The 12037-nt window shown below is 60.9% G+C and carries 10 protein-coding genes and 1 pseudogene; 5 read left to right on the forward strand and 6 right to left on the reverse strand.

Annotation, left to right across the window (positions count from 1 at the left end):
* Nucleotides 1-81 precede the first annotated feature (81 nt).
* The gene (locus tag ACSPX5_RS28530) at nucleotides 82-1479 is read left to right on the forward strand and encodes an MFS transporter (RefSeq protein ID WP_439820705.1); all 1398 of its coding nucleotides are present in this window, start codon (nucleotides 82-84) and stop codon (nucleotides 1477-1479) included.
* Here ACSPX5_RS28530 and ACSPX5_RS28535 read toward each other — a convergent pair.
* Nucleotides 1403-2206, reverse strand: coding sequence for a SirB1 family protein (locus ACSPX5_RS28535; protein WP_207865293.1), 804 nt, complete (start codon nucleotides 2204-2206; stop codon nucleotides 1403-1405). The two genes, ACSPX5_RS28530 and ACSPX5_RS28535, sit on opposite strands and share 77 nt — an antisense overlap.
* Nucleotides 2207-2390: 184 nt before the next feature.
* On the opposite strand from ACSPX5_RS28535, the gene ACSPX5_RS28540 reads away from it, so the two are divergent.
* Nucleotides 2391-3410, forward strand: a complete 1020-nt coding sequence (locus tag ACSPX5_RS28540; RefSeq protein ID WP_169428922.1) for a Leu/Phe/Val dehydrogenase — start codon at nucleotides 2391-2393, stop codon at nucleotides 3408-3410.
* A gap of 167 nt (nucleotides 3411-3577) precedes the next feature.
* On the opposite strand, the pseudogene ACSPX5_RS28545 reads toward ACSPX5_RS28540, so the two are convergent.
* Nucleotides 3578-3835, reverse strand: a pseudogene (locus ACSPX5_RS28545) (YebG family protein); the annotation flags it as partial.
* A gap of 293 nt (nucleotides 3836-4128) precedes the next feature.
* Between ACSPX5_RS28545 and ACSPX5_RS28550 the strand changes: the two are divergent.
* Nucleotides 4129-4629 (forward strand): phosphate-starvation-inducible protein PsiE, encoded by a 501-nt coding sequence (locus tag ACSPX5_RS28550; RefSeq protein WP_003221775.1) that lies wholly within the window; start codon nucleotides 4129-4131, stop codon nucleotides 4627-4629.
* On the opposite strand, the gene ACSPX5_RS28555 is transcribed toward ACSPX5_RS28550, so the two are convergent.
* The 3 genes from ACSPX5_RS28555 to ACSPX5_RS28565 all read right to left on the reverse strand — a co-directional run bounded on the left by ACSPX5_RS28555 (nucleotide 4626) and on the right by ACSPX5_RS28565 (nucleotide 7884).
* A complete protein-coding gene (locus ACSPX5_RS28555; protein ID WP_169428924.1) occupies nucleotides 4626-4943 on the reverse strand; it encodes a DUF3509 domain-containing protein in 318 nt (105 codons plus the stop codon). The two genes, ACSPX5_RS28550 and ACSPX5_RS28555, sit on opposite strands and share 4 nt — an antisense overlap.
* Nucleotides 4944-5142: 199 nt before the next feature.
* The gene (locus tag ACSPX5_RS28560) at nucleotides 5143-6444 is read right to left on the reverse strand and encodes an HAAAP family serine/threonine permease (RefSeq protein WP_439820706.1); all 1302 of its coding nucleotides are present in this window, start codon (nucleotides 6442-6444) and stop codon (nucleotides 5143-5145) included.
* Nucleotides 6445-6507: 63 nt separating this feature from the next.
* A complete protein-coding gene (locus ACSPX5_RS28565; protein ID WP_439820707.1) occupies nucleotides 6508-7884 on the reverse strand; it encodes an L-serine ammonia-lyase in 1377 nt (458 codons plus the stop codon).
* Between the two features lie 135 nt (nucleotides 7885-8019).
* On the opposite strand from ACSPX5_RS28565, the gene ACSPX5_RS28570 reads away from it, so the two are divergent.
* Both ACSPX5_RS28570 and ACSPX5_RS28575 read left to right on the forward strand, forming a co-directional pair.
* Entirely contained in the window at nucleotides 8020-8967 is a 948-nt protein-coding gene (locus tag ACSPX5_RS28570) for a LysR substrate-binding domain-containing protein (RefSeq protein ID WP_169428927.1), read from the forward strand.
* Between the two features lie 200 nt (nucleotides 8968-9167).
* Complete coding sequence (locus ACSPX5_RS28575; protein ID WP_011332524.1) at nucleotides 9168-9575, forward strand: HPF/RaiA family ribosome-associated protein; 408 nt, start codon at nucleotides 9168-9170, stop codon at nucleotides 9573-9575.
* Nucleotides 9576-9646: 71 nt separating this feature from the next.
* Here the strand turns inward: ACSPX5_RS28575 and fecA are convergent, their stop codons facing one another.
* Nucleotides 9647-11980 (reverse strand): TonB-dependent Fe(3+) dicitrate receptor FecA, encoded by a 2334-nt coding sequence (gene fecA / locus ACSPX5_RS28580; RefSeq protein ID WP_439820708.1) that lies wholly within the window; start codon nucleotides 11978-11980, stop codon nucleotides 9647-9649.
* Nucleotides 11981-12037 lie beyond the last annotated feature (57 nt).

The raw sequence follows: 12037 nt of genomic DNA on the forward strand, positions 1-12037 counted from the left end.
ACTTGATGGCTCCCGTGCAGCGCACGGGAGCCATTGCGGTTACCCGAAAAAAAATCATAAAAACAAAACAGGTACCTTGCGATGCACAACCAGATTGCCAGCTTTCGGGCGGCACTCGACGCCCGTCCTGTGTCCCGCTTTCAGTGGTTGCTCCTGATCCTGCTCGCCTTGCTGCTGGTCACCGACGGCTATGACGCCCAGGTGCTCGGTTACGTGGTGCCGGCGCTGGCGCAGGACTGGGGCCTGGAAAAATCCGCGTTCGGTCCGGTCTTCAGCGCCAACCTGCTGGGGCTGACCCTCGGTTCGCTGGCCGTGACGCCACTGGCCGACCGCTTCGGCGTGCGGCGGATTCTGCTCGCCTGCGTGCTGATCTACGCCAGCCTCACCGTGCTGATGGTGTTCGCCGATTCCCTGAACACCCTGATGATCGCGCGTTTCATCTGCGGCATCGGCATGGGCGGTGCGATGCCCAGCGCCATGGCGTTGATGTCGGAATATTCACCGCCGCGCTTGCGTACGCTGATGGTGACGCTGGCGGCCTGCGGCTTCTCTTTCGGCGGTGCGGCGGGTGGTTTTGTCGCGGCGGGTTTTATCGACCGATTCGGCTGGCAAGCGGTGTTCCTCGCCGGCGGTGTTACACCGCTGCTGTTGTTCCCGTTTCTCTGGTGGATGCTGCCGGAATCCTTGCCGCGACTGCTGCGGGATGCGCCGCCCTATGCGCGCCTGCGCAAGGTCACCGCGCGGATGCTGCCGGGCTGGCAACCGCCCGCCGCATCGGTCGAGCAGAACGAACGCGAGCAGGGCAGCAAGTTGACTGTGGTGGAGTTGTTCCGCAATGGTTACGCACGCCCGACCTTGCTGATCTGGTCGACGTTTTTCGTCAGCCTGATCCTGCTGTATTTCATGATCAGCTGGCTGCCGTCGCTGCTGCTGGAAAGTGGCCTGAAGCTCAATGAAGCGAACCTGGTGACGTCGATGTTCCTGTTCGCCGGCACGCTGGGCGCGATCTGCATGGCGTGGTTCGCCGACCGGTTGAAGAGCAAGGTGCGCCTGCTGTCCGCTGTGCTGGCCGGCGCGGCGGTGTGCACGATCCTGCTGGGCATGAATCACGACAACCCGCGTTATCTGGTGGCCTGTGTGTTTGCGGCGGGCTTCTGCATCATCGGCGGGCAACTGACGCTCAATGCCTTCGCCAGCAACTTCTATCCGGCACACGTGCGTGCTACTGGTACCGGTTGGGCCTTGGGAGTAGGGCGCTTCGGGTCGATTCTCGGACCATTGTTCGGCAGTCTGTTGCTGGCGATGCACATTCCGGTGCAGCAGATTTTCTTCTTCTGCGCGATCCCGGCGGTGATTGCGGCGTTGTTGATCATTCAGGTGCGTTCGCCTTCAGCGGCGTCAGTCAGTGCACCACCGAATTGGGCGGCAGATGACCCAGCCGTTCCGTCAGGCGAAGCCGCTGAATCGGGTCGTCACTGAGCAGTAGCGCGTGCTCCAGATCGAAGCGCTCGGCGTTCGGGCAGTCGAGGCGCTGATACAGACTGGCCCGGGCTAGATAGTCGGCGGCACTGGCATTGCCCAGTTCGAGCACGCGCTCGGCATCGATCAGCGCCGCGATGAAGTCATCGTGGGTGACGTGCAGCTGGCGCAGATTGCGCGACAGGCGCTGCAGCATCTGCAGCGGTGTGGCGGTCAGCAGGTGGTCGGCATTGAGTTGCATCTGGTGGCCGTATTGGCGATGCAGCAGTTCGCGGCAATCGTTCGGATACAGGCGCCGTCCACCGCACGGATCGAGCAAGTGATCGGCGCCGGGAACCTTCAGCAGGAAATGCCCGGGGAAGTTCACACCCACCAGCGGAATCTCCAGGCCTCGGGCCAGCTCAAGAGCAATCAGCGCCAGAGCCAGCGGTTGGCCGCGTCGAGTGTGCAACACCTTGTTGACCATCGCAGCCTGCGGGCGCAGCGGCACAAAATCGTCCTGCGCGAATCCCAGTTCTACCATGCGTCGCAGCAACGGTTGCGCCAGCTCGCTGACCGGCAACAGCGGCAGGCCGGAGCTGACCCGTTGCTGCAGCTCGATGAAGTCCTGCAACAGTGCTTGGGGCTCGACATGTTTATCGTGTTCGGCGGCCATCCACAACGCTGCCTCCAGCAGCGCAGGCGGTGAACGGTGCAGACAGTCGAAAAAACGTTGGCGCGGACTCATCAAAATCTCCGGAGAATGCCTCGTTTTAGCCCCGTCTCTGTCATTCGTCCAGTATCGCGCCGCTCTGCCATCGGGTTATGCCGCAACGCATTGGTCGCTGTCGGGCCTTATTCCCGTGCGCTTCAGCAATTTTTGGGCGCAAGCCTATACTGGCGACTACCAGAAGTGATTCGGGAGCCTGCCGATGTTCGCTCTCATGCAAAGCACTCGCCTGGAATCGCTGCACCTTAGCGTTGATCCGGTGTCCGGATTGAAGGCGGTCATTGCCATCCATAACAGTCGCCTGGGGCCAGCCCTGGGCGGGTGTCGTTATCTTGCCTACCCGAACGACGAATCCGCGGTCGAGGACGCCGTACGCCTGGCCCAGGGCATGAGCTACAAGGCTGCGTTGGCCGGTCTGGCCCAGGGCGGCGGTGTCGCCGTAATCGTTCGGCCGCCCCATGTGGAAAACCGCGCCGCCCTGTTCGAAGCCTTCGGCCGTTGCATCGATCAGCTCGACGGGCGCTACATCACCGCCATCGACAGCGGCACCTCGGTGGCGGACATGGATTGCATCGCCCAGCAGACCCAACATGTCACCAGCACCACATCCGCTGGCGACCCGGCGCCCCATGCGGCAATGGGGGTGTTCACCGGAATACGCGCCACCGCCATGGCGCGGCTGGGCAGCGACAACCTTGAAGGCTTGCGCGTGGCGATTCAGGGGCTGGGCAATGTGGGTTATGCCCTCGCTGAACAGCTGCACGCCGCCGGTGCCGAACTGCTGGTCAGCGACATTGATCACGGCAAAGTGCAACTGGCGATGGAACAGCTCAACGCCCACCCGATCGCCAACGACGCCTTACTCAGTACGCCGTGCGACATCCTCGCACCGTGCGGTCTGGGCGGTGTGCTCAACAGCCACACTGTCACACAGTTGCGCTGTTCGGCGGTGGCGGGATCGGCCAACAATCAGCTGACGCATCTGGACGTCGCCGATCAACTGGAGCGGCGCGGCATTCTGTATGCGCCGGATTATGTGATCAATGCCGGTGGGCTGATCTACGTTTCCCTCAAACACCGGGGCGAAGAGCTGACCACGATCACCGCCCACCTGTCGAAGATCAGTTCGCGGCTGACCGAAGTGTTTGCCCACGCCCAGGCGGAAAAGCGCTCGCCAGCGAGGGTAGCGGATGAACTGGCGGAGAAGGTGTTGTACCGCTGAGGTTTGTCCGGGCATGAAAAAGCCCCTGAGTCTTTCAACTCAGGGGCCATTCAATTCAGAGGCTTCAATTCAGGTGTCGATTACTTCGCAGCCTTTGCCGCCTTGGCAGGTTTGACTGGCGCTTCTGCCGGTTCGGCCACTTCGGCGGTTTCGGTCGCCACAACCGGTGCCGCGGGTGCGTTGATCAGCTCCGACAGGGCATCAGGCTGGCTCTTGAACGCCCGGGCGAACACATCGCGGTTCTTCGCCATGAAGATCCCGACTTCTTCCACTTGCTGCTCACTCAACGAAGGAACGGCTTTTTCCAGCACTTCGGCCAACAGTTCGGCCAGTTCGAGCATTTTGTCATGACGGTCAGCTTCGGCTTTATCCATGAACAAGCGCTCCAGATCTCGGCTGCTGCGGTATACCACTTCGACGGCCATTCACCACCTCACATGCCTTCACATTAAGTTGTCTTTGCGACTACTGTATCTATATACAGCGAAAAGGATAAGCGAATCCCTGCGCTTTGGGTAGTGGCTTTTTAATGTAGACCGGATTCGGAGTTTGTCAGCCCGGTGCCTGCGTGCAGGTGCGACCAAACGCCACGGCGCGGGTTTCGCGGGGGCTCGCCATGATGGCGTGGCCTCTTTTCTGCATGCATCTGCGTACGTGCGCAATAACTGTCACGTCCAGCACGCAACATCCGCTCGAACCGGGCTAAGGAATCTTCATCGTGAAAATCAACTGGGCCGAGAAACTGCGGCAAAACGTGCATCAACTGGCCGAGTCCCTGGGCAATCTGTTCGTCGAGACCTTCCATTATCTGGCGCTGTTCGCCATCGGTGCGGTGACCGCGTGGGCGGCGGTGATGGAATTTCTCGGGATGCTCGAGGAAGGGCACATCAAGATCGATGACATTCTGTTGCTGTTCATCTATCTGGAACTGGGGGCGATGGTCGGGATTTACTTCAAGACCAACCACATGCCGGTGCGCTTCCTGATCTACGTGGCGATCACCGCATTGACGCGCCTGCTGATCTCCAACGTCTCGCACCACAACCCGCCGGACATGGGCATCATCTACCTGTGCGGCGGGATTCTGTTGCTGGCGTTCTCGATTCTGGTGGTGCGTTACGCCTCGTCGCAATTCCCTTCGGTGAAAATCGAGAAGCCGCAACGCAAGCTCGGGGCGGGTTCCGGTGAACACCCCGAGATCGAGAAAGGCGAGCTCTAAAGACCGATCGATGACGGGTGCCGGGCCTTGATCTGGCGCGGTGGCGGGGTGATTCCGTCGCCGCGGGTCATGGCTTCAAGGATCGCCATGGCGCTGTGGCCCTGTTCGATGGCGATGCCGAACTGAATGCTTTGCACCAGGCGCTTGAGGCGCTTGGGGTCGTTGCGTTGTTCGGCACTGATCATCCGTTTGGCGACGATCCGGCCGCCATTGGAGAGGGTCAGCATGATGCTGCCGTCGAGGCCCTGAATGCTCAGGTTGATCTGATAGTCCGGCGCGAAGGCATCGGTAATGATCTGAAAAGGATTGTCCATGATGCGTCACCGCCTGATTGAACGTGCAGTTGTTGACCGGCCTTGATCGGGTTGGTTCGCCAAAACTGACCATCGGCCCTTCCGTGGTCCTGTCTCCTTCAGCGATGTAGCAAGGGACATGCCGGGAATATTGTCGAACAATGAAACCGGCCAAAAAGAAGGCGAGCCCATGGCTCGCCTTCTTGGTTTGCGGCCCGTTTCAGGGCAGAACCGAGTAGATGATCGCTGACAGTGCAATCAGGCCGATCAGCACCACGAACACGTTGGACGCCTGGCCCGAATACTGGCGCAAGGCCGGCACGCGGCGGATCGCGTACATCGGCATCAGGAACAGCAGACAGGCAATCACCGGCCCGCCGAGGGTTTCGATCATGCCGAGAATGCTCGGATTGAAGGTCGCCACGGCCCAGCAGCTGAGGATCATGAACAGTGCGGTCGCACGGTTCAGCCAGCTCGCCGACATCACCCGGCCACGGCTGCGCAGGCTTTTGACGATCATGCCCTGGAAGCCTTCGCTGGCGCCGATGTAGTGGCCGAGGAAGGATTTGGTGATTGCCACCAGCGCAATCAATGGCGCGGCGTAAGCGATGACCGGGGTCTGGAAGTGGTTGGCCAGGTACGACAGGATCGAAATGTTCTGTGCCTTGGCCGCTGCCAGATCCGCCGGCGACAGCGCCAGCACGCAGCTGAAGCAGAAGAACATCACGGTTACCACCATCATGCCGTGAGCCATGGCGAGGATGCCGCTGCTCTTGCGTTCGGCCTGATCGCCGTAGCGTTGTTTTTGCTCGACGGCGAAGGCGGAGATGATCGGCGAATGGTTGAAGGAGAACACCATCACCGGGATGGCCAGCCACAGGGTCTTGAGGAACACCGACATCGGCATGGCTTCCTGGGCGCTGGCGAAGAATGCGCCGTTCCAGTTCGGAATCAGGCTGATGCCGAGCAACAGCAACGCGGCGACGAACGGATACACCAGCACGCTCATGGCTTTGACGATCACGCTCTGACCGCAACGGACGATGGTCATCAGACCGAGGATCAGCACCAGAGACAGCACCGCGCGCGGCGGTGGGGCGATGTGCAGCTGATGTTCGAGGAAGCTGCTCAGGGTGTTGGTCAGCGCCACGCTGTACACCAGCAGGATCGGGAAGATCGCGAAGAAATACAGCAGCGTGATCAGTTTGCCGGCACCGATGCCGAAGTGTTCTTCCACCACTTCGGTGATGTCACCGGAACGGCCCGACAGCACGAAGCGGGTCAGGCCCCGGTGCGCGAAGAAGGTCATCGGGAACGCCAGCAACGCCAGGATCAGCAACGGCCAGAAGCCGCCGACACCGGCGTTGATCGGCAGGAACAAGGTGCCGGCACCGATGGCCGTGCCGTACAGGCCGAGCATCCAGGTGGTGTCGAATTTGCTCCAGCCCTTGTGGGCGGTTTCGTTATTGCGTGTGCGGTCTACAGCGGGATTTTCGGCAGCAGGTGTGCGTACATCGGTCATCGTTTTTGCCTCGTTATTATTATTGCTCGGGCTCACGTGTTACGGGCGGTCGGGGAGCGCTCCTCAGCACTCCACCCAGCTCACGGCCAGGCCGCCCCGTGAAGTCTCTTTGTATTTGTCATGCATGTCGGCGCCGGTATCGCGCATGGTGCGGATCACCCGGTCGAGGGAGATGAAATGTTTGCCGTCGCCGCGCAGGGCCATTTGTGTGGCGTTGATCGCCTTCACCGCCGCGATGGCGTTGCGCTCGATGCACGGCACCTGCACCAATCCGCCGACCGGGTCGCAGGTCAGACCGAGGTTGTGTTCCAGGCCGATTTCGGCGGCGTTTTCCAGCTGCTCCGGTGTGGCGCCGAGCACATCGGCCAGACCCGCAGCGGCCATCGCACAAGCGGAACCGACTTCGCCCTGACAGCCGACTTCGGCGCCGGAGATCGAAGCGTTTTTCTTGCACAGGATGCCCACCGCTGCCGCGCCCAGAAAGAACGCAACCACGTCATCGTCCGACGCATCCGGATTGAATTTCATGTAGTAGTGCAGGACGGCCGGAATGATCCCGGCGGCGCCGTTGGTCGGTGCAGTGACCATGCGCCCGCCGGCGGCGTTTTCTTCGTTGACGGCGAGGGCGAACAGGTTGACCCACTCCATCGCCGACAGGGTTGAACTGATGACGTTCGGCTTGCCGATTTCCAACAGGCTGCGGTGCAGTTTCGCTGCGCGACGCGGAACATTCAGACCGCCAGGCAGGACGCCTTCGTGACGCAGGCCTTGCTCGACGCATTCGCGCATCACTGACCAGATGTGCAGCAGGCCCTGACGGATCTCGGCGTCGCTGCGCCAGGCCCGTTCGTTGGCCATCATCAATTCGGAAACCCGCAGGTTGTGCTGCTTGCACAGCGCCAGCAGTTCGACGGCGCTGGAGAATTCGTAGGGCAACTCGACGTCGCTGGCCGGCGCTACACCGGATTCGGCTTCGGCCGCTTCGATGATGAAACCGCCGCCGACCGAGTAGTACGTCTGCTCGAACAGTTGGCCGGATGCGCCAAAGGCTGTCAGCGACATGGCGTTCGGGTGGTAGGGCAGGCTCTCGTCCAGCAGCAGGAGATCGTGCTGCCAGTTGAAGGCAATCGAGCGTTTACCGGCAAGAGACAGTTGGCCGGTCTCGCGCAGTTGCTGGATGCGTGGCTCGATGGTCGACGGATCGATGCTGTCCGGCCATTCGCCCATCAAACCCATGACCGCCGCGCGGTCAGTGGCATGGCCGACGCCGGTGGCCGAAAGCGAGCCGTACAAACGGATTTCCACCCGTTGCACATCGTTCAGCAAATGCTGATCGATCAGGGTTTGGGCGAAGGTCGCGGCGGCGCGCATCGGGCCGACGGTGTGGGAGCTGGACGGACCGATGCCGACTTTGAATAGATCGAAAACACTGATAGCCATGCTAAACCCTTACAAGCGATGGAGTAGGAATCGCTGCCATTTTTTGTAGGACAAGCGCAATGTCGGCGATACTGCCTACCTCGCTTCAACGTGACTAACGAAACTTCCTAAGTAAGCCTTTAGCAGGACTAAACCATGAGCCGTCAATTGCATGCCCAGACTTACGTCTGGCTGCAGGTGTTTTCCTGTGCCGCACGGCACCTGTCATTCACTCGCTGTGCCGAGGAACTGCACATCACGCCGGGAGCGGTGAGTCAGCAAATCCGACAGCTGGAAGAGCGGCTGGGTTTTCGCCTGTTCCACCGCCGTGCACGGGGTGTGGAGCTGAGCGCGGAAGGGCAGCGACTGGCGATCACGGTCAACGAGGCTTACGGCAGCATCGATGCGGAATTGCGGCGCCTGGATGCGGGAATGATCAGCGGGATTCTGCGGGTGCGTTCGATTCCGTCGTTCCTCAGCAAATGGCTGACCCCGCGCCTGCCACGCCTGCAACAGCGTTACCCGGACATCCAGTTGCGACTGGTGGCCGAGGACAGCAGCGTGCCGTTGCATGAAGGGGATTTTGACTTGGCCATCGATTTGAACGACGGCAGCTATCCGGGACTGTTATCCACAGCCTTGCTCGACGAGCAGATTTTCCCGGTGTGCGCGCCGGGCCTGCTGCGGGGACGGCCGCCGCTGCACGGGCCGGCGGATCTGGTGCATTTCCCGCTGCTGCACGACATCACCGCCTGGCGCGGCAGCTATGAATACGCGGAGTGGGAGTTTTATCTGAATGCCATCGGTTTCGAGGGCGCCGATGTGCGGCGCGGGCACACGTTCAATCGCAACCACCTCACCATCGAAGCGGCGATTGCCGGCATGGGCGTGGCGATTGCCCGGCGCACGTTGCTCAACGACGAGCTGGAGCGGGGGACGTTGATCGTGCCATTCGGGATTTCAGTGCCCAATCACAAGCGCTATGTATTGCTGTATGCACCGGGGGCGTTGAGCCATCCGGGTGTGCGGGCGGTGCATGACTGGCTGGTGGAGGAGGCGGGAATTTTTCGCAGCCTTCACCCGCTGCGTGATGGCCAATTGTGAGCAGATTTTACGGGGTGCCGAGGCGACCCAACTCCCGACCTTACCAGCGCTTCACTCGGTTGTCCGGCTTTTTTTGCGTATGAATATTTATCTTTTTTCAGGGGTTGAAATGTTCGTCAAGCGGGCCGATTGTTGTAACCAAGAGGTCACGAAATCCTGTTCCAGGCCTCTTGCGAGCTAGCTGAAATAAGGGATGAACTATGCAAATCCAAGTCAACAGCGACAACCATATTCAAAGCAGCAAACGACTGGAGGAGTGGGTACGCACCACAATTGAGAGCACGCTCGACCGTTATGAGGAAGACCTGACCCGTGTCGAAGTCCATCTGAGCGACGAGAACGGTGACAAGCCGGGTCCCCATGACTTGCGCTGCCAACTGGAAGCGCGGCCAAAAGGCCATCAACCGATTTCCGTCACCCACAAAGCCGATTCGCTGGAACAGGCGATCGATGGTGCAGCCGAAAAACTGGAGCACGCGCTGGAGCACCTGTTTGGCAAACTGCGCGGCAAACCCCGAGCCGCAGTGGTGCCATTCACAAGCAAGGCCAATGACAAGCTATTGGCGGAAGAGTTTGACGAGAACGAACAGGCAGCGATCAACAGTTGATGCGCTGATTTTCCAAGCCACCCAATGAGAAAGGGCCTGCAATTGCAGGCCCTTTCTGTTTTCAGCAGGCTCTAGAAAGCAACCGAGGTCTGCACGTACACCGTGCGCGGTTCACCGACATACTTGCCCTTGTTGTTGTCATCGAACGAGCGGGTGAAGTATTGCGTGTTGAAGATGTTCTTCACCCCCACCGCCACGTTCAGGTCCGACAGCTGCGGGCCGAAGTCATAACCGGCACGGCTGCTGAACAGCATGTAGCCCGGGATCTTGCCGGTGCTGCCGTCGGCGCTTTCTTTTGATGTGTTGGCGTTGTCGGCGAACTGGTCGCTCTGGAAGCTGCTGTCCAGGTTGAGTTTCCACGGCCCTTCGGTGTAACCGACGCCGATCGTGCCTTTGTGTTTCGACGAGAACGGCACACGATTGCCCTTGTTCGGGCCGTCTTCGCGGATGGTTGCGTCGACATAGGCGTAAGTGGCGTAGACATCGAAGCCGGCCAGCGCCGGGCTCAAGTCGTCGAGAGCGTAGTTGACGCTGGTCTCGATGCCCTGATGCCGGGTTTCGCCACGGGCGATCACCGAATCATTGGTCTGGTTGCTTTCGTACTGGTTGTCGAAGTTGATCAGGAACGCGCCGATTTCCGCTCGCAGGGCACCGTTGTCGTAACGGGTGCCGACTTCCCAGGTGCGGGCCTTCTCCGGTTTCACTTCGCCACTGCTGACGCGGTTGGGCATCTGGCTGTATTGCACGCTGCCGAAGGAGCCTTCGGTGTTGGCGTACAGATTCCAGCTGTCGGTCAGGTGATACAGCACGTTCAACGCCGGCAGCGCGGTGTTGTAGTCGCCCTTGTATTTGACGTTGGTCAGGTTGTTGGTCTGTTGCGATTCGATCATCTCGTAGCGCACGCCCGGGGTGATCGTCCACTTGCCGATGTCGATGCGGTCATCGACGAAGAACGCATTGGCCTCGGTGCCGCCGCGAGTGTCACGGTCGTTGCGGCTGTTGGTGGTCGGGTATTCGTTGCTGGCGATCGGGGTGCGATAGCGCAACTCGTGACCGGCCTCGTTGATATAGCGATAGCCGACGCCGACTTCATGGGTGGTCGGGCCAAGGTCGAAGCCTTGGGCGAATCGGGTTTCCAGACCGCGAACCCAGTATTCACGTGGCGACAGCGACAGGAACGTGCCCTGATCCAGATAACCGCTGCGCAGGGTCTTGGTAAAGAAGGTGTTGGCGGTGAATTCGCGGCGATCTTCCTGGTAGCGATAGCCGAAATTGAACATCGTGCGACGGCCCCAGAACTGGTCTTTTGGCCGGGTAGACTGGTACGGGTCGGCATCGTAGTCGGCGACATTCAGGCCGCCGGGCATGTCGGCCTTGCCTTCGTAATACTGGGCCATGGCGTTGAAGCTGTTGGCTTCGTCGAGCTGGTATTTGCCCTTGAGGATCAGGTCGTCGATTTCCGTGTCGCTGTGTTCACGCCAGTCGCCACCGCGCGTGCCGGAGTACAGCAACGCGCCGCCCAGACCATTGGCATTGGTGCCGCCGGCCAGCAGGTTGGCGCTGGTCTTGAAGCCGTCATGGCTGGACGATGGACTGGTTTCAGTCTGGAAGCCGCCCTTGACGGTCGGCGCATCAGGGATCGCCCGGGTTACGAAGTTGACCACGCCGCCGACGTTCTGCGGGCCGTAACGCACGGCACCGCCGCCACGCACCACGTCCACCGCATCCATGTTGCCCATGCTGATCGGTGCGAAGGACAACTGCGGCTGGCCGTAAGGCGCGAACGGCACCGGAATGCCGTCCATCAATACCGTCGAGCGTGCAGCCAGGCGCGGGTTGAGGCCGCGAATGCCGAAGTTCAGCGCCATGTCGTGGCTGCCGGTGCCGTTGTTTTCCGGGGCATTGACCCCGGGAATGCGGTTGAGCACATCGCGGGCCTGGGTCGCGCCCTGGCGTTCGAATTCTTCGCGACGGATCACGTCACGGGCGCCGGGGTGCTCGAAGACGTTGACCTGTTCGGCTTCACCGAGCCAGTCGCCAACCACTGTCGAAGTGTCCAGCTCGAGCGCCGTATCGCTCGACGGTTGCAGGCTGAAAGCATTGCCGCCTTCGGCCCGGGCCCGCAGGCCGGTGCCTTCGAGCAGCGCGTTCAGGCCTTGTTCCGCGGTATAGCTGCCTTCCAGGCCGCGGCTCTGCACGCCGCGGGTGACTTGCGAGCCGAACGAGATCAGCACACCGGCCTCACGACCGAACTGGTTAAGGGCGTTTTCCAACGACGACGGGGCGATGTGATAAGCCTTGGTTTCAGCGGCCTGCGCGAGGGGCAGGGCGCTGAAGCTCAGGCTGGCGCCGAGGACGAGGTTGCGCAGGGTTCGGGCCAACGGCGTGAGGCGGGTGGGGTGCATGGAGGACGGTCCTGAGAAGGTTGAATCAAGGGGGCTTTCCTTCTCTGTCACGCCAGA

Origin of the sequence: Pseudomonas sp. HLG18 (genome assembly GCF_051903985.1) — a bacterium.
Lineage (GTDB): Bacteria > Pseudomonadota > Gammaproteobacteria > Pseudomonadales > Pseudomonadaceae > Aquipseudomonas > Aquipseudomonas fluorescens_BT.